This window comes from Nocardia sp. NPDC004151 (genome assembly GCF_042874235.1).
Lineage (GTDB): Bacteria > Actinomycetota > Actinomycetes > Mycobacteriales > Mycobacteriaceae > Nocardia.
In genome coordinates, this window is record NZ_JBIAMR010000019.1 from 73,991 (window position 1) to 90,419 (window position 16,429).

General features: G+C 69.6%; 14 protein-coding genes. 6 read left to right on the top strand and 8 right to left on the bottom strand.

The window, feature by feature from the left end; genetic code table 11:
- The first annotated feature begins 56 nt into the window (after positions 1-56).
- The gene (locus ACFYTS_RS31860; protein WP_387309149.1) at positions 57-1,112 is read left to right on the top strand and encodes a hypothetical protein; all 1,056 of its coding nucleotides are present in this window, start codon (positions 57-59) and stop codon (positions 1,110-1,112) included.
- Positions 1,113-1,190: 78 nt separating this feature from the next.
- Here the strand turns inward: ACFYTS_RS31860 and aspS are convergent, their stop codons facing one another.
- On the bottom strand, positions 1,191-2,984 hold the full coding sequence (gene aspS, locus ACFYTS_RS31865) for an aspartate--tRNA ligase (RefSeq protein WP_357288089.1): 1,794 nt from the start codon (positions 2,982-2,984) through the stop codon (positions 1,191-1,193).
- A gap of 120 nt (positions 2,985-3,104) precedes the next feature.
- On the opposite strand from aspS, the gene ACFYTS_RS31870 reads away from it, so the two are divergent.
- Both ACFYTS_RS31870 and ACFYTS_RS31875 read left to right on the top strand, forming a co-directional pair.
- Complete coding sequence (locus ACFYTS_RS31870; protein ID WP_357288092.1) at positions 3,105-4,025, top strand: neutral zinc metallopeptidase; 921 nt, start codon at positions 3,105-3,107, stop codon at positions 4,023-4,025.
- A 418-nt stretch (positions 4,026-4,443) separates the two neighbouring features.
- Entirely contained in the window at positions 4,444-4,974 is a 531-nt protein-coding gene (locus tag ACFYTS_RS31875; protein WP_387309150.1) for a hypothetical protein, read from the top strand.
- 3 nt (positions 4,975-4,977) lie between these two features.
- Here the strand turns inward: ACFYTS_RS31875 and ACFYTS_RS31880 are convergent, their stop codons facing one another.
- The 4 genes from ACFYTS_RS31880 to ACFYTS_RS31895 form a co-directional block, all read right to left on the bottom strand.
- On the bottom strand, positions 4,978-6,057 hold the full coding sequence (locus tag ACFYTS_RS31880; RefSeq protein ID WP_387309151.1) for a 2-oxoacid:ferredoxin oxidoreductase subunit beta: 1,080 nt from the start codon (positions 6,055-6,057) through the stop codon (positions 4,978-4,980).
- Positions 6,054-8,036, bottom strand: coding sequence for a 2-oxoacid:acceptor oxidoreductase subunit alpha (locus ACFYTS_RS31885; RefSeq protein WP_387309152.1), 1,983 nt, complete (start codon positions 8,034-8,036; stop codon positions 6,054-6,056). Before ACFYTS_RS31885 ends, ACFYTS_RS31880 begins: the two co-directional genes overlap by 4 nt.
- Before the next feature lie 107 nt (positions 8,037-8,143).
- Positions 8,144-9,160 (bottom strand): Rv2578c family radical SAM protein, encoded by a 1,017-nt coding sequence (locus tag ACFYTS_RS31890; protein WP_387309153.1) that lies wholly within the window; start codon positions 9,158-9,160, stop codon positions 8,144-8,146.
- Positions 9,161-9,191: 31 nt separating this feature from the next.
- Positions 9,192-10,178 carry an NAD-dependent epimerase/dehydratase family protein gene (locus ACFYTS_RS31895; protein WP_357288105.1) on the bottom strand — a complete coding sequence of 329 codons (987 nt, stop codon included), beginning with the start codon at positions 10,176-10,178 and terminating at the stop codon, positions 9,192-9,194.
- Between the two features lie 227 nt (positions 10,179-10,405).
- Between ACFYTS_RS31895 and ACFYTS_RS31900 the strand changes: the two genes are divergently transcribed.
- Entirely contained in the window at positions 10,406-10,735 is a 330-nt protein-coding gene (locus tag ACFYTS_RS31900) for a type VII secretion target (protein WP_387309154.1), read from the top strand.
- Positions 10,732-12,303, top strand: a complete 1,572-nt coding sequence (locus tag ACFYTS_RS31905; protein WP_387309155.1) for a hypothetical protein — start codon at positions 10,732-10,734, stop codon at positions 12,301-12,303. The genes ACFYTS_RS31900 and ACFYTS_RS31905 overlap by 4 nt, the downstream gene beginning before the upstream one ends.
- Positions 12,304-12,466: 163 nt before the next feature.
- Here the strand turns inward: ACFYTS_RS31905 and ACFYTS_RS31910 are convergent, their stop codons facing one another.
- A complete protein-coding gene (locus ACFYTS_RS31910) occupies positions 12,467-13,216 on the bottom strand; it encodes an SDR family oxidoreductase (RefSeq protein ID WP_387309156.1) in 750 nt (249 codons plus the stop codon).
- A gap of 140 nt (positions 13,217-13,356) precedes the next feature.
- Here ACFYTS_RS31910 and ACFYTS_RS31915 point away from each other — a divergent pair, with 140 nt between their 5' ends.
- Positions 13,357-14,307: a TIGR03619 family F420-dependent LLM class oxidoreductase gene (locus tag ACFYTS_RS31915; RefSeq protein WP_387309157.1), complete on the top strand. Its 951-nt coding sequence runs from the start codon at positions 13,357-13,359 to the stop codon at positions 14,305-14,307.
- Positions 14,308-14,331: 24 nt separating this feature from the next.
- On the opposite strand, the gene ACFYTS_RS31920 is transcribed toward ACFYTS_RS31915, so the two are convergent.
- Both ACFYTS_RS31920 and ACFYTS_RS31925 read right to left on the bottom strand, forming a co-directional pair.
- A complete protein-coding gene (locus tag ACFYTS_RS31920; RefSeq protein ID WP_387309158.1) occupies positions 14,332-15,333 on the bottom strand; it encodes a malate dehydrogenase in 1,002 nt (333 codons plus the stop codon).
- A 275-nt stretch (positions 15,334-15,608) separates the two neighbouring features.
- Positions 15,609-16,253 (bottom strand): hypothetical protein, encoded by a 645-nt coding sequence (locus ACFYTS_RS31925; protein WP_357288119.1) that lies wholly within the window; start codon positions 16,251-16,253, stop codon positions 15,609-15,611.
- Positions 16,254-16,429 lie beyond the last annotated feature (176 nt).

The following is a 16,429-nucleotide window of genomic DNA, read 5'->3' on the forward strand; positions in this document are numbered from 1 at the left end:
TGGATCAACTGCTGTGCGCCACACCGTAAACCGGGAAATGTGAAAGGCTTGCGACCATGACCGGCACGCCGCCCTCAGCACCGTACGACCCCTCCGGCGACCGTCCCGTCGCCCGGGGCGGCGAACAGTACCCACCGCACTCCGGACACCACCAAAACCCCGATCCCGCACCGGTTTCCGGCGCCGCCGAGCCCGGCCCCGCGCCCGCCCGCCACCAGCTGCCCGGCCTCGCCGGGTACCCGCAGTTCGACGGACCCGGCGCGGCGCACTACGGCAGCGAGCCCGTGGAGCCCCCGCCGGCCCTGACCCCGCAGCCGGGCGCGCCCCAAGGGCCTCCCGGCGTCGGCGGCGGCGTGCCGCAGCAGTTGCCGCCGGGCGCGATGGCGCCCGGCAATCCGCCGCCCCCGGGCGGCTTCCCGCCGGGCTCGACACCACCGCCCGCCGCGGGCCCCGACACCGAGCCCGTCCCGCAGCAGGCCTACAGCCCGCCGCGCGAGCGCCTCGATGTGGGCGGCGCCCTCACCTACGGGTGGGATCGGTTCCGGCTCAATCCCGTTCCGTGGGTGGGCATGGTGATGATCGGCCTGATCGCCTGGCTGCTGGTCATCCTGCTGGTGAGAATCATTGACGTCCAGTCGCTGTCGGCGGTGGTGCTGCTGTTCGCGGTGGCGTCGCTGGTGGTGTGGCTGTTGCAGGCGGCCATGATCCGCGGCGCGCTCTACGAGACCGACGGCACCCCACCCGATTTCCCGGCCTTCTTCGGATTCGTGAACGCCGGCAATGTGCTCATCACCGCCCTCATCGTGTTCGCGGCGTGCTTCCTGGCCTCGATCCTGTGCCTGTTCCCGGCGGTGATCGTCGGGGTACTGTGCATGTTCGCACTGCATTTCGTGATCGATCAGGACCAGAATCCGATCGCCGCGATCCAGTCGAGTGCGCGGCTGGTGATCGCGAACGCCCTGCAGGTGTCCCTGCTGGCGCTGGCGGTGCTGCTGATGACGGTGGTCGGCACGCTGTTCTGCGGGCTGGGCCTGCTGATCGCCGGGCCGGTGACCGCGATCGCCACCACCTACGCCTACCGGACCCTCACCGGGCGGCTGGTCGTGTACTGACCGCCGCCCGACCGAGTCGGCAAACGATGACGCCGCGCTGCCCTGGCAGCGCGGCGTCGTCGTATATCCGTGTCGAGGCTACTTGCCCTCGTCCTTGACCGGGTTGCCGTTCGCGTCCAGCTTGGCGTTGAGGCCCGCTTCCTGACGCTGCTGCGGCGTGATCGGGGTCGGCGCGTCGGTCAGCGGGTCGACGCCGCCGCCCGACTTCGGGAACGCGATGACCTCACGGATCGAGTCCACCCCGGCCAGCAGCGCGGTGATGCGGTCCCAGCCGAAGGCGATGCCGCCCATGGGCGGGGCGCCGTAGGAGAAGGCGTCGAGCAGGAAGCCGAACTTCTCCTGCGCCTCTTCCTCGCCGATGCCCATCACCTGGAACACCCGCTCCTGCACGTCGCGGCGGTGGATACGGACCGAGCCGCCGCCGATCTCGTTGCCGTTGCAGACGATGTCGTAGGCGTAGGCCAGCGCCGACGCCGGATCGGTGTCGAAGGTGGCCATGTGCTCGGGCTTGGGCGAGGTGAACGCGTGGTGCACCGCGGTCCAGGCCGAATAGCCCAGGGCCACATCGCCGCTCGCGGTGGCGTCGGCGGTCGGCTCGAACATCGGGGCGTCCACGATCCAGACGAAGGCCCAGGCGTTCTCGTCGATGAGACCGCACTTGCGGGCGATCTCGCCGCGAGCCGCGCCCAGCAGCGCCCGGCTCGACTTCTGCTCTCCGGCGGCGAAGAAGACACAGTCGCCCGGCTCGGCGCCGACCTGCTTGGCCAGACCCTCGCGCTCGGCGTCGGTCAGGTTCTTGGCGACCGGGCCTCCGAGGGTGCCGTCCTCGTTGAAGGTGATGTAGGCCAGGCCCTTGGCGCCGCGCTGCTTGGCCCACTCCTGCCAGGCGTCGAACTGGCGACGCGGCTGCGAGGCGCCGCCAGGCATGACCACCGCACCGACATAAGGAGCCTGGAACACGCGGAAGGACGTGTCCTGGAAGTACTCCATCATCTCGGTGATCTCGACCTCGAAACGCAGGTCGGGCTTGTCCGAGCCGTAGCGGCGCATGGCCTCGGCGTAGGTCATGTGCGGGATCGGGGTCGGGATGTCGTAGCCGACCAGCTTCCACAGCGCGGTCAGGATGTCCTCGGCGAGCAGGATGACGTCCTCCTGCTCGACGAAGCTCATCTCGATGTCGAGCTGGGTGAACTCCGGCTGACGGTCGGCGCGGAAGTCCTCGTCGCGGTAGCAGCGCGCGATCTGGAAGTAGCGCTCGATGCCGCCGACCATGAGCAGCTGCTTGAACAGCTGCGGCGACTGCGGCAGGGCGTAGAACTTGCCGGGTGCCAGGCGGGCCGGAACCAGGAAGTCGCGCGCGCCCTCCGGAGTGGAGCGGGTCATGGTCGGGGTCTCGACCTCGATGAAGGCGTGCTTGGCCAGCACCTCGCGGGCGGCGGAGTTCACCTTGGAGCGCAGGCGGATCGCGTGCGCCGGGCCCTCGCGGCGCAGATCCAGGTAGCGGTACTTGAGGCGGGCTTCCTCACCCGGCTCGTCATCGAGCTGGAACGGCAGCGGCGCGGCCTCGTTGAGCACCTCGAGCGCGGTCACGTTGACCTCGATCGCGCCCGTCGGCAGGTTCGGGTTCTCGCTGCCTTCGGGACGGTTCTCGACCACGCCGGTGATCTTCACGACGAACTCGTTGCGCAGCTTGTGGGCGGCCTCCGCGGGCTCGCCTTCACGGAAGACGGCCTGGGCCACACCCGAAGCATCGCGCAGATCGATGAAGATCACGCCACCGTGGTCTCGCCGCCGGGCCACCCAGCCGGTGAGGGTGACGGTCTGACCGGCGTGCTCGCTTCGCAGCGAACCAGCCAAGTGGGTGCGCAGCACGGGATTCCTTTCGACGGGACTCGAAGCACCGGTGCGGGTGACCAGGTGCAGACCCATCGTAGAGAGACACGTGGGGCGAGTGGAAACCGATATCCGCTCGCCCGTGTCAGAGTGATACGCATGACCTTCAACGAGGGCCTGCAAATCGACCCGAACCGGGTGAGCGGCGGCGGAGGACCCGGACTGGGCGGCGGCTTGGCTCTCGGCGGAGGCGCGCTGGGCATCATCGCCCTGATCGCGTCCCTGCTGCTCGGCGGCGATCCGGGCAGCATTCTGGGCCAGTTCACCGGCGCGGACTCGAACGCCAAGTCGGGCACGGCCACGACCCCCGACCATTGCAAGACCGGCGCGGACGCCAACAAGTACGTGGACTGCCGGGTCATCGCCACCGTCCAGAGCCTGGACAATGTGTGGGGCACCGAGCTGCCCAAGCAGACCGGCCGCAAATACGTGGCGCCGAAGGTGACGCTGTTCTCCGGCGCGGTGAACACCGCCTGCGGGCGCGCGTCCTCGGCGGTGGGCCCGTTCTACTGCCCCGCCGACCAGACCGCCTACTTCGACACCAGCTTCTTCCAGGAACTGGTCGACCGCTTCGGCTCCAGCGGCGGACCCCTGGCCCAGGAGTACGTGGTCGCCCACGAGTTCGGCCACCACATCCAGAACCAGCTCGGCGACATCAACAAGGCCCAGCGCGACCCCAAGGGCCCGACCTCCGGCGCGGTCCGCACCGAACTGCAGGCCGACTGCTACGCCGGCGTCTGGGCCGCCTACGCCGACAAGCTGCCCGCCCCCGGCGGCGGCCAGCCCTTCCTGAAGCCGCTGACCGACAACGACATTCGCGACGCGCTCTCCGCCGCCTCCGCCGTCGGCGACGACCGCATCCAGAAGGCCTCCACCGGCCGCGTCAACCCCGAAGCCTGGACCCACGGTTCCTCGGTGGAACGCCAGAAGTGGTTCCTCACCGGCTACAAGACCGGCCAGGTCAAGGCCTGCGACACCTACTCCGCCCAGGACCTCGGCAACCCGCCCGCCCTGCGCTGACCCCTTCCGACCCGAGGTCCCCGTCCGTGTCGGCCGCGGGCCTCGCTGTTTTCCCCACCCGATCGCCGCTGACAGCAGCGGCGGCGGGTCGCGCTGGTTGCCGAGCGCGACGAGTTCGAGCAGCGCGCCCAGCACTGTCGCGCTTGGCAACCAGGATCACGTGCACTGTCGGTGCGACCGCCGGTGAGTTGCCGCCGTGCTGCGCTTCACGTGGTGATCCAGCAGAGGACAGTGGCGGTTTCCACGCGATGTCGGATGTGCGCGTCGAGCGGCTCCGCCACAGGCGAATTCGGGCGAATCCCGCGCGCCGTGTCACATCCCGGTGTGCCGTCGGCGTGGCGCTTCGCGCCGGGATGGGTGTGCGGCCACAATCTGCGGGCGGCGGGCGGACGCCCGCCAGGGAGTTCGGAGGGATGCGATGGGAACAGCAGACTTCGGCGCGGGATCGGGCGCCACGGGTCGGCGGCGAGGGTCGCGGGCCGCGCTGACCGCGGCGGTGTGTGCGGTGTTGCTCACGGGCGCGGGCGGATTCGCGGGAGTGCGGCCGGCGGCCGCCGCTCCCCCCGCGCTGTTCACGCTGACCGCTCTGCCCGCGGGCTGGCAGACCCGGACCGATCTGCGGCCCTCCCTCGAGGTGCAGCCGGACGGGCACGCGGTGAAGCGGTCCGATCCGACCGCGCAGCCGGTGAACGGGAAGGTGCCCGCCGATGTGCTGACCGCGGCGGCGACCGAGATGAAGGCGCTGGTCACCGTCGATATGGGGACCCCGGAGGCCACCGACAAGGGCACCTCGATCATCGATTACATGCCTGAGCACCGCGACCAGGATCTGCATCTGATCGTGTACGCGCCCGAGATCACCGACGGCCTCAGTGACGAGCAGAAGGCGTCCCGCAAGCGCTTCGACGATCTGTTCCAGCGCCTGCTGAACGCCTTCACTCCGGCCTGAAACTCAGCCGACCGTCCAGGTTTCGTTGCCGGTGAGCAACTCCTGCAAGGAATCCGGGCTCACCGGTTTGCGTTCGACGGCGGTGCCGAGCTGGGCGCGGACGCCGTCGTCGTAGGTGGGGCGGGTGACGCTGCGGAAGACGCCGGTCACCACGTGGGTCAGGTCCTGGTCGGACAGCCGCGACAGCGCGTAGGCGTATTCGGGCTGGTCGGTGTAGGCGTCGTGCACCACGATGTCGGATTCGGCGAAGCCCTCGGCGCGCGCCGCCTTCAGGCCGAAACCGTCACGGACCACGGCGAATTCATTGTCCGCGCCGAAGCGGATGGGCTGTCCGTGCCGCAGCCGGACCAGATGCGATTCGGCGTTCTCGCGGCGCAGCGCGTCGAAGGAGCCGTCGTTGAAGATCGGGCAGTCCTGCAGGATCTCCACGAACGCGGTGCCGCGGTGCTCGGCGGCGGCCCGCAGCACCTCGGTGAGCCCGGCCCGGTCGGAGTCCAGGGCCCGGGCCGCGAAGGTGGCTTCCGCGCCCAGCGCCACCGACAACGTGTTGAACGGATGGTCGATGGAGCCCATCGGGGTGGACTTGGTGACCTTGCCGGTCTCCGATGTCGGCGAGTACTGGCCCTTGGTGAGGCCGTAGATCCGGTTGTTGAACAACAGGATCGTCATGTTCACATTGCGGCGCAGCGCGTGGATGAGGTGATTGCCGCCGATGGAGAGCGCGTCACCGTCGCCGGTCACCACCCAGACCGACAGGTCGGGCCGGGTGACCGCCATCCCGGTGGCGATGGCCGGGGCGCGGCCGTGGATGGAGTGGATCCCGTACGCCTCCAGGTAGTACGGGAACCGGCTCGAGCAGCCGATCCCGGAGACGAACATGAGGTTCTCGCGCTCGAGGCCCAGCTCGGCCAGGAAGCCGCGCACGGTGGCGAGGATGACGTAGTCGCCGCAGCCCGGGCACCAGCGCACCTCCTGATCGGAGGTGTAGTCCTTGGCCTTCTGCGGGCCCGCCGCCCGCGGCACCCCGGACAGTCCGGTGAGGCCCAGATCGGTTCCCACGAGCAGGTTTTCGAGAATGGTCATGCCTTGCCCCCTGGGGTGCGGTAGGTCGCGCGCGCCCGTGCGGCGAAGGCCTTGTCCTGCTCCATCTCCGCGATGGAGCCGTCCAGGGCCGCGTCGATGACGCCGACCAGTTCCTGTGCTTGGAAGGCGGTGCCGGCCACCTTGGTCCACGGCTGCACGTCGACCAGGTAGCGGGCACGCAGCAGCATGGCCAGCTGGCCGCCGTTCATCTCCGGGCAGACCACGGTGCGGTAGCGGCGCAGCACCTCACCGAGATTGGGCGGGAAGGGATTCAGATGCCGCAGGTGCGCCTGTGCCACCGGCACCCCGCGCCGCCGCGCCCGCCGGCAGGCCTCGCCGATCGGACCGTAGGAGCTGCCCCATCCGATGAGCAGCAGTTCGGCGTGGCCGCCGGGATCGTCCACCGCCAGGTCGGGCACCGCGATGCCGTCGATCTTGGCCTGCCGCAATCGCACCATGAGTTCGTGATTGGCCGGTTCGTAGGAGATATTGCCGCTGCCGTCGGCCTTCTCGAGCCCGCCGATGCGGTGCGCGCGGCCCGCGGTGCCGGGCACGGCCAGCGGCCGGGCCAGGGTCTCGGGATCGCGCGCGTAGGGCTGGAACGAATCGTCCTGCGCGCCCGCGGGTTCGAAGGCCGGGTCGATCAGGGCGAGCTGCTCGACCCGCGGAATCGCCCACGGCTCGGAGCCATTGGCGATGGAACCGTCCGACAGCAGCAGCACCGGTGTCCGGTAGGTGAGGGCGACGCGGGCGGCCTCCACGGCGGCGTCGAAGCAGTCCGCGGGCGATCGCGGCGCGACCACGGGCACCGGGGATTCGCCATTGCGCCCGTAGAGCGCCTGCAGCAGATCGGCCTGTTCGGTCTTGGTGGGCAGACCGGTGGACGGGCCGCCGCGCTGCACGTCGATGATCACCAGCGGCAGTTCGGTCATGACGGCCAGGCCGATGGTCTCGCTCTTGAGCGCCAGCCCGGGACCGGACGTACTGGTCACCCCGAGTGCCCCGCCCAGCGAGGCACCCAGGGCCGCGCCGATTCCGGCGATCTCGTCCTCGGCCTGGAAGGTGGTCACGCCGAAGTTCTTGTGCTTGCTCAGTTCGTGGAGGATGTCCGAGGCCGGGGTGATCGGGTAGGTGCCGAGGAAGACCGGCAGCCCGGACAGCTGCCCGGCGGTGACGATGCCGTAGGCGAGCGCGGTATTGCCGGTGATCTGCCGGTAGGTGCCCGCCGGGAGCGTCGCGGGGGCCACCTCGTAGGTGGTGGCGAACGCCTCGGTGGTTTCGCCGTAATTCCACCCTGCCCGGAATGCGAGGATATTTGCTTCGGCGACGTCGGGGGTGGCGGCGAATTTCTCCCGCATGAACTGTTCGGTGCCGCCGATCGGCCGCCCGTACATCCAGGACAGCAAGCCGAGCGCGAACATATTCTTCGCGCGCTGCCCATCCTTTTTACCCACACCGGTCGGTTCGGTTGCGCCGAGCGTCAAGGACGTCATCGGCACCCGGTGCACCACGAAATCGGTCAAGGTGTCATCGGTGAGCGGATCCCCGGCGTACCCGACCTTGGCCAGGGTGCGTTTGGTGAATTCGTCCGTATTGACGATCACTGTCGCCCCGCGCGCCAAATCCTCCAGATTCGCCTTCAGCGCAGCGGGATTCATCGCCACCAGCACATCGGGCTGGTCACCGGCGGTCAGGATGTCGTAGTCCGCGATCTGGATCTGAAACGACGACACACCAGGGAGCGTGCCCTGGGGTGCGCGGATCTCGGCGGGGAAATTCGGTTGGGTGGCAAGATCATTGCCGAATGCGGCGGCCTCGTGCGTGAACCGGTCACCGGTGAGCTGCATGCCGTCACCGGAGTCGCCCGCGAAGCGGATGACGACCCGTTCCAGTTTCTCCACCGCCAATTTCCCTGGGCCGTCGCCGTTTCCGGCCGTCGCAGAGTCGTCATGCTGCACGGTGTCCTTCGAATGAGCCATGCGCGTGCATCACTTCCTCGTCAGATGTGAGGTACCAACGCCAAACTACTCCGCAATATTCGCGACACACCCGTGAAGCGCAATGGTTTCGATCAAAAGAACCGCCGTCAGGCGAACAACGCCAACTGCGGGTCGGGCGTGTGCGATTCGACGGCGCGAACCTCGGGCTCGGCCGGTCGATCACGGTTCAAACGGTGTTTCTCCAGCAGCGGCTCGATGCGGCCGCGTAGCCACGCAGAATACTCCGGTGTCACCGAAGTTCCCCGACCATACAGTTGCCGGTAGCGGCGCAGCAGCGCCGGGTGGGCCTCGGCCAGCCAGGCCAGGAACCAGCCGCGGGTGGAACCGCGCAGATGCATGGGGAACGCCGTGACCCGGGCCGCCCCGGCCTCGGCGATCGCGGCGAAGAGCGCGTCCAGATGCGCCTGGGAGTCGGTCAGGTACGGAATGACCGGAGCTACCATGACATTCACGGCGAATCCGGCATCCGACAGGGCGCGCACCAGTTCCAGCCGCGCCCGGGGTGACGGTGTGCCGGGCTCGAGCCCGCGATGTAGTTCCTCGTCCAGGATGGCGATGGACACCGCGAGTTCCACCGGCACCTGCCCGGCGGCCTCGACCAGCAGCGGCAGATCCCGCCGCAGCAGGGTGCCCTTGGTGAGGATGGAGAATCCGGTCCCGGATTCGGCGAGCGCGGTGATGATGCCCGGCATCAGCCGGTAGCGGCCCTCGGCGCGCTGATACGGATCGGTATTGGTGCCCAGCGCGACGTGTTCGCGCCGCCAGGACCGTTTGTGCAGTTCACGCCGCAGGATCGGGACGACGTTGGTCTTGACCACGATCTGGGAGTCGAAGTCGGCGCCCGCGTCGAGATCGAGGTACTCGTGGGTGCCGCGGGCGAAACAGTAGCGGCACGCGTGCGAGCACCCGCGCATGGGGTTGATGGTCCAGCTGAACGGGAGGGTGCCGCTGTCGGGCACCCGGTTCAGCGCACTCTTGCAGAGCACCTCGTGGAACGTGATGCCCTCGAACTCGGGTGTCTGTACGCTGCGTACGAAACCCGCACGTTCGAGCCCGGGGAGCGCGCCGTCATCGGCGCCGAGGGTTTGCCTTTGCCAACGCACCACCCCAGTCGAACATGTGTTCTAACGAGTGTCAAGCAATCTTCTGCGTGTCGGCCTCGATCGGCCGCCCGTTGTAGAAGGCGACCAGGTCCCGGATGGTCTGCTCGGCGGGCCGCGGACGGTAGCCGAGTTCCTCGGTGGCCTTGGTGTGCTCGACGATCGGGGCGGCCAGCAGCGCGCCCATGGCCGCCTTGGAGATGCGGTCGCTGCCGAAGGCCTTGGCCACCGGCTCCATGACCGGCATGCAGGCGTTGATCACCTTGGCCGGGATCGCGAAGGCGGGCTTCATCTTCCCGTTGACCTCGGCGGCGGTGCGGGTGGCCTGGAACATGTCGGTGAAGTGGCCACCGAGCAGGTAGTTCTCGCCGGTGCGGCCACGCTCGCCGGCCAGGACCAGGCCGGTGGCGACGTCGCGCACGTCGACCAGGTCGAAGCCGCCGCTGATCATGACCGGCACCCGGCCGCGGGCGGCGTCCCACAGCGTGGTGTTGATGCGCGAGGCGGTGTTGTCGATCGGGCCGTACACGCCGGTCGGGTTGCAGATGACCGCGTCCAGGCCCTTGTCGATGACCGAGCGCAGCTCGATCTCGCCCTGCCACTTGGACCGGTCGTACACCGGCAGATCCGGGTCGATCGATCGCGGCGAGCGCTCGTTGATGACGCCGCCGCAGGAGTACTGGTTGAACGCATGGATGGAGCTGGTGTGCACCATGCGGCGCGCGCCGACCTCGAGCGCGGCCTCGGCGACGACGCGCACACCCTCGGTGTTGACCCGCCAGGCGACATCGTTCTTGTGGGCCAGGGTGATCAGCGCGACCAGGTGGTAGACCACCTCGGCGCCGTCGAGCGCGGACCGCATCGAGACCGGATCCAGCACGTCACCGTTCACCCAGGTCACCCCGGGCTGGGTGGCACCGGCGACCCGGTCGATGGCGGTGACCTCGTGACCGCGATCAGTAAGCAGGCGAAGCAAATTGGTGCCAAGGAACCCGGCAGCGCCGGTGACTGCGACCTTCATGGTCAGAAGAATATAGAACTTGTTCTAATTTGCAAGAACGGTCACATCACGGGCGGGATGCGGACGGCGTCGCGGTCGGGATGCGGGCGGCGTCACGGTGCCGACACGCCCGGTGGCGCCGCGCGGCGGCACACATCCCTCGGCGTGGGCGCGAACGCCACGCCGGACTGGACTCTCGACGGTATATATTCGGCCTTCGCATGTCCACGACGCTTGGGGGAGCTGATATGGCCGATCTTTCGGTCGACACCGTCGCGGTCCGCGCCTTCGCGGCGGTCCAGGACGGCGTGGCCGCCGACATCGCCGCCCAGGGCGGTCTGGACACCGTCACCCACGTCGCCGCCATGACCTCGGTCTTCGGGCTCATCGGCGCGGACTTCCTGGCCGGTTACGCCGTCGCCGAACTCCTGCACGACCGCGACATCACCGCCCTCGCCGGCCGCTTCGCCGAGCTCGGACGGGCCGCGTTCGGTTCGGCGGCCACCTACGAGCGCATCGACGCCGACTGCGCGGGCGGGCTCGGCGCGGTCGCCGGGCAGATCGGCGACCGGGTATGAGGCCGTTCGAATCCGGCGTCATCGGAGCCGCCCCTGCCGGTCCGGACTCCGGCGTGCTGGGAGCACTTTGCGTGGACGTCGTCGCACCCGGCCCGATTCCGGATTTGCCGGTGGGTGTGCTGCCCGCCGATGTGCCGTCGTTCGAACCGCCAACGTTCGTGCTCGCGTGCAAGGAGGGCGACCAGGGCGGCTCGCCGGTCGCCGGTGTACCCGGCCCGATCCCCGGCGGTGGGTCCGAGCCGAGAACCCTCGGCGGCGTGATCGCACCTGCCCTCGATGGCGCGTACGGCGTGATGGCGGGTGCGCAGGCCGCCCTGGGTTCAGCGCAGGACGTTCTCGGCTCGGCGGGGACCGCGCTCGGTGGTGTGCAGGCCGCGGTCGACGGGGTGCCCGCCGCGCTCGATGCCGCGCAGGCAGCGTTCACGCGGGCCGCCACGGATCTGGTCGCGCCCCTGCCGCCGCTGCCCGCTGATCCGGTCGGCGATCTGATGATGGGCTTGGCGCTGCCCGCGATTCCGGGACTGGACGCGCTGTTCGCACCGTTCCTGCAACTGCTGCGAGCGTTCGGCACCGGCGTGCCGGGCCGGCTGAGTCCGACCACACTGCTCAGCACCGGGTCGAAGGCCATCGAGTCCGCGATGCTGGTTGGCAGCGGCGCGCTGCGGACGGTCGAATCCCTGTGGCAGGGAGAGGCTTCCCAGAGCGCTCAGGCGTCGGGCAGGCGGGCCGGGGATCACGGTCTGGAGACCGCCAAGCGTGGGTTCGCCCTGTCGGCGATCACCGATCAGGCCGCTGCCGTCGTTCGGCGCGGCAATATCCAGCTCAGCGCCATCGCGCAGGCTTTCGCCACGGAGGCCACCGCGCTGGCCCCGCTGATCCTGACCCCGCTCGGCCAGACCACCCTGATCGCTTCGGCCACCCGGCATCTCGGGGAGGCCGTGACGGTCGTGAACACCGCGCACGGCGAACTGTCGGTCTGCACCGCACAGGTGCAGGGGCTGATCGGGCAGCTGGTCGGGCTGGGCGGCGGCCCGGATCCGGCCACGGTCGCTCAGGCCCTGGTCCAGAATGTGGGCCGGCCGCTCCTGGAGCAGGCCGAGGACTTGCTCGAAAGCGGTTTGCCGGCAGCGACTTCCACGCCCGACGATCCGTCCCGATCGAATTCTCCGGGCGAGCTTCCGGATACTTCCGCGACCGGTGTCGGCGGAGGTGGTGGCCTCGGACACGGCGGCGGCGCGGGCGGTCTCGGCGTCGGCATGCCGTCGGCTCCCGGCGGGCCGGGCTCGTCGGTGCCTGGTGGAAGGATCACCAATCCCGCGAATCAGGTCGGCGTGGGCGCGGGCGGCGTGCCCGGTCCGGGTCTACCCGCCGGCTCGGGCTTCCTGGGCTCCCCCGCCGTGGCCGGTGCGGGCAAGGGCGGTGCGGGCGACGCACCGCACGGCCGGGCGGTGCAACCGCACCGAAGTCCCACGGCCGAGAGCGAACTCACCGGCAATCTGGGCATCGTCGCCCCGGGAGTCCTCGGCGATGCCGAGGATCCGGCCGACGCCGAGCTCGATCAGCTCTGAGACAACCCGATCACTGACAACCCGATCACTCCGGAAAAGGGTGATGCCGCGGTGATCTGGACGGGTACCCAGACCACCGCGGCATCGGTGGAGACCGAAAGCGGATGTACACCCCGCGGGCTCGGCCACCGTTTCAGGGCGCGCCGGCGCACGCCGCGGTGGGTTACACCGCGGTCGGGCGCGCCTGCGCGTCGACTCCGCCGTCGATGACGAACTGGGAACCGTGGATGAATCCGGCCTGCGGACCCATCAGGTAGGCGATGAGCGAGGCGATCTCCTCGGCGCGGCCGTTGCGGCCGATCGGGGAGACGAAGTTGCGGATGGCGTCGCCGTAGCGCGGGTCGTCGAGCCCGGCCTGCAGCAGCGGGGTGTCGACGCTGCCGGGGGCGACGGTGTTGAGGCGGACGCCGGCGGCGCCCCACTCGACAGCGCGCTCGCGCACGGCCACGGTGACGGCGTTCTTGGAGGCGGCGTAGGCGTAGCTGCCCGCGTAGTCCCCGGCCTGGGCGAAGGCCTCGGCCTCGGTGCCCGAGGCGATCGGGTTGTCCTCCCACTTGATGTGGGTGGAGGCGACGGACGAAACCACCACGGCCGCAGGGTTTTCGCCCTTGGTGAGGGCGGGCAGCAGCGCGTCGAGCAGGGCGACGGTGGCCCGGTAGTTGATCTCCACCACCAGGTTGGGATCGGGCACCTGGGGGCCGACGCCGGCGCAGAGGATCAGGCCGTCGAGGCTGCCGCCCGAGCGCTCGAGCACCGCTTCGACCGCGGCGTTGCGGGCGTCGGCGTCGGTGAGGTCCACGGTGATGTCCGCGTTGCGCAGGTCGATGCCGATGATGTCGTGCCCGGCGGCACGCAGGGCGGCGGCGGTGGCCGCGCCGATGCCGGAACCGGAGCCGGTGATGGCGATGGTCATGGGGCGATTAGAACAAGAGGCAGAACAATCCAGCAAGCCCCGGTCGCGGATCATCTCGGCTAGCGGGACAGCGGCGGCGGGGCGTCCGGCGGGTGGATTGACTGTCCGGATCGCCCCGGAACTGATGCCTTTTGGCGAGGGTGGCGCTAGCATCAGTCGCAAAACTAGAATCAGTTCTAGTTTTTTTTGGCACTTGCTCACTGTCGAGAGGACGATCGATGCGCTTCACCTACGCGGAGGCGATGACCAACCCGGATTACTACATCCCCCTCGCTCAGGCTGCCGAAGCCGCCGGGTTCCACAGCATCACCGTGGCCGACAGCATCGCCTACCCGGCCGAGTCGGATTCGAAGTATCCCTACACCGCGGACGGCAATCGCGAGTTCCTCGACGGGAAGCCGTTCATCGAGACCTTCGTGCTGTCGGCGGCCATCGCGGCGGCCACCACCACGCTGCGCCAGACCCCGTTCGTGCTCAAGCTGCCGATCCGCCCGCCGGTGCTGGTGGCCAAGCAGGCCAGCTCGCTGGCCCGGCTGAGCAACAACCGCTTCGCGCTCGGCGTGGGCATCAGCCCGTGGCCGGAGGACTTCCAGATCATGGGCGTCCCGTTCGAGAAGCGCGGCAAGCGCATCGACGAGTGCATCGAGATCGTGCGCGGTCTGTCGACCGGTGAGTACTTCGAGTACCACGGCGAGTTCTACGACATCCCGAAGATCAAGCTCACCCCCGCCCCCACCGAGCCGCTGCCGATCCTGCTCGGCGGCCACAGCGACGCCGCGCTGCGCCGCGCGGTCCGCCTGTGTGACGGCTGGATGCACGCCGGCGGCAATGCCGAGGAGCTGGACAAGTACCTGGCCCGGATCGACGAGCTGCGCGCCGAGCGGGACCACAAGGGCGACTTCGAGATCCACGCGGTCTCCTACGACGGCTACACCCCCGACGGGGTGAAGCGCTGCGAGGAGAAGGGCATCACCGACCTGATCGTCGGTTTCCGCAACTCCTACGCCAAGGAGCAGGACACCGAGACCTTGGAAGAGAAGATCACCAAGATCAAGTGGTACGGCGACAACGTGATCGCCAAGCTGAGCTGAACTCTCCCGCTGAGCGGGGGCTGATCACGCCTTCTTCGCGAAGCCCAGGTCGATCACGGCGTCGCGTTCGCCGACCAGTTCCGCGACGCTGTGATCGATTCGGGTGCGGGCGAATTCGCCGATCTCCAGGTCCGGCACGATGGTGTACTCGCCGTCGGCGCAGGTCACCGGGAACGAGCTGATCAGTCCCTCGGGCACGCCGTAGGAGCCGTCCGAGGGCACCGCCATCGAGGTCCAGTCGCCGGGAGCGGTGCCCAGCACCCAGTCGTGGATGTGGTCGATGGCGGCGCTGGCCGCGCTCGCCGCCGAGGACGCGCCGCGCGCGGCGATGATGGCGGTGCCGCGCTGCTGGACGGTGGGCACGAATTCGCCGGTCACCCAGGCGGGATCGTCGATCACGGTGAGCGCGTCGCGGCCGCCGACGGTGGCGTGCGCCAGGTCGGGGTACTGGGTCGCGGAGTGGTTGCCCCACACGGTGATCCGCGCGATGTCGGCGGCCGCGGCCCCGGTCTTCGCGGCCACCTGCGCGATCGCGCGATTGTGGTCGAGGCGGGTGAGGGCGGTGAACCGTTCGGCGGGAACGTCGGGGGCATTGTTCATGGCGATGTAGGCGTTGGTGTTGGCCGGGTTCCCGACCACCAGCACCCGGACGTCATCGGCGGCGTTGGCATTGATGGCCGCGCCCTGATCGGTGAAGATCGGGCCATTGGCGGCGAGCAGGTCCGCGCGTTCCATTCCCGCGCTGCGCGGCCGCGACCCCACCAGAACGGCGATGTTCGCGCCCTCGAATCCGAGCCACGGGTCGTCGGCGATATCGATTCCGGCCAGCAGCGGGAACGCGCCGTCCTCGAGTTCCATCGCGACGCCTTCGAGCGACCCGACGGCGGCGGGAATCTCGAGCAGCCGCAGGCGCACCGGCGTGGACTCCCCGAGCAGGGCTCCGGAGGCGATGCGGAAGAGCATGCCGTAGGCGATCTGCCCGGCGGCTCCGGTCACGGTGACGGTCACTGGCGCAACGTTGCTCACGGCGATCTCCTCGCGATAGCGGCTGATCTCTCTTCGACCCTATCGACGCTCACCGCGCGTGAGGCGCGGCCGTGAGCAACGGAACACCGGCCGCGAGCTCACATCACAGGCCGCTACCAGGCCCCGGCCGCCGTCGGAGTGCGCGACCGGCGATCACCGCCGGGTGTACCGCGGCGTCCATCCGCGACGGCGGCCCACCCCGACCCGAGGGCCGCGGCAGCGTGCGCCGTCGTGCCGCGGGGTTGGTCGGTGATCGATGTCCGGTCCGCGTCGCCTCAGCGGGCGAGGTCGGCGATATCGGAGTCGGCGAGGACGATCGGCCCGGCCTCGTCGCGGGCCCGCACCAGCTGGACCGCACGGTAGAGCGGGCGTTGCTCGGCATTGGCGTCGCGGGCCTCGGCGCGCAGTTGCTGGACCAGCAGCCCGGAGATGGCCAGGGCGGCGGCGAGCGGGCATCCGGCCAGGGCGTCGGCGAGTTTGCGCAGGCCCAGAATGTGGAGTTCGCGGCCGCTGCCGGAGTCGCTGTAGATCGCCAGCGGCACGACCTGGACATCGGGGCCCGCGGTCGCGCGCAGCACGATGCGGCTGATCTTGCCGGGGTGGACGACGATCTCCACGGCCGTGGCCGCGGCCAGGTCCAGGTGGCGTTCGCCGCGCCAGGTGCGGGCGTGGATGACACTGCCGGACACGGTGATCCGGCGGCGTTGCACGGCCATGGCGTACAAGGCGGTCGGTGCGCCCAGGACCAGACCCGCCGCCAGCGCGGTCGGCCAGTGCACGAACAGCGCCATCAGCAGGCCGACCCCGATGCCGATGCCGAGCGCGGCGAGGGTGAGTTTGCGCAGCGCGGGGGCCAGCAGTTCGGGGGCGATCAGGTCGAGGCCGACCTCGCCGGATCCCGGCGTCGATTCATGAGTCACAGCGGTGCATTCGTCCAGGTCTGTAGGGTTCGCGCGGTCCGCCGGCGGGCACCGGCCCGTGCGGCGTGCGCGGGTATGTCAGCTGGCCTCTACCTCATACCCCGATTCGCGCACCCGTACGCGGATTCGGCGGAGGTTCGCCGGGCCGTAACAATGCCGCACCGCCAGGTAACAAC

What these genes read in the sequence shown, in the direction of transcription:
- ACFYTS_RS31860 (WP_387309149.1), top strand. Translation starts at nt 57, where the DNA reads ATGACCGGCACGCCGCCCTCAGCACCGTACGACCCCTCCGGCGACCGT.
- ACFYTS_RS31870 (WP_357288092.1), top strand. Translation starts at nt 3,105, where the DNA reads ATGACCTTCAACGAGGGCCTGCAAATCGACCCGAACCGGGTGAGCGGC.
- ACFYTS_RS31875 (WP_387309150.1), top strand. Translation starts at nt 4,444, where the DNA reads ATGGGAACAGCAGACTTCGGCGCGGGATCGGGCGCCACGGGTCGGCGG.
- ACFYTS_RS31880 (WP_387309151.1), bottom strand. Translation starts at nt 6,057, where the DNA reads ATGACCATTCTCGAAAACCTGCTCGTGGGAACCGATCTGGGCCTCACC.
- ACFYTS_RS31885 (WP_387309152.1), bottom strand. Translation starts at nt 8,036, where the DNA reads ATGGCTCATTCGAAGGACACCGTGCAGCATGACGACTCTGCGACGGCC.
- ACFYTS_RS31895 (WP_357288105.1), bottom strand. Translation starts at nt 10,178, where the DNA reads ATGAAGGTCGCAGTCACCGGCGCTGCCGGGTTCCTTGGCACCAATTTG.
- ACFYTS_RS31900 (WP_387309154.1), top strand. Translation starts at nt 10,406, where the DNA reads ATGGCCGATCTTTCGGTCGACACCGTCGCGGTCCGCGCCTTCGCGGCG.
- ACFYTS_RS31905 (WP_387309155.1), top strand. Translation starts at nt 10,732, where the DNA reads ATGAGGCCGTTCGAATCCGGCGTCATCGGAGCCGCCCCTGCCGGTCCG.
- ACFYTS_RS31910 (WP_387309156.1), bottom strand. Translation starts at nt 13,216, where the DNA reads ATGACCATCGCCATCACCGGCTCCGGTTCCGGCATCGGCGCGGCCACC.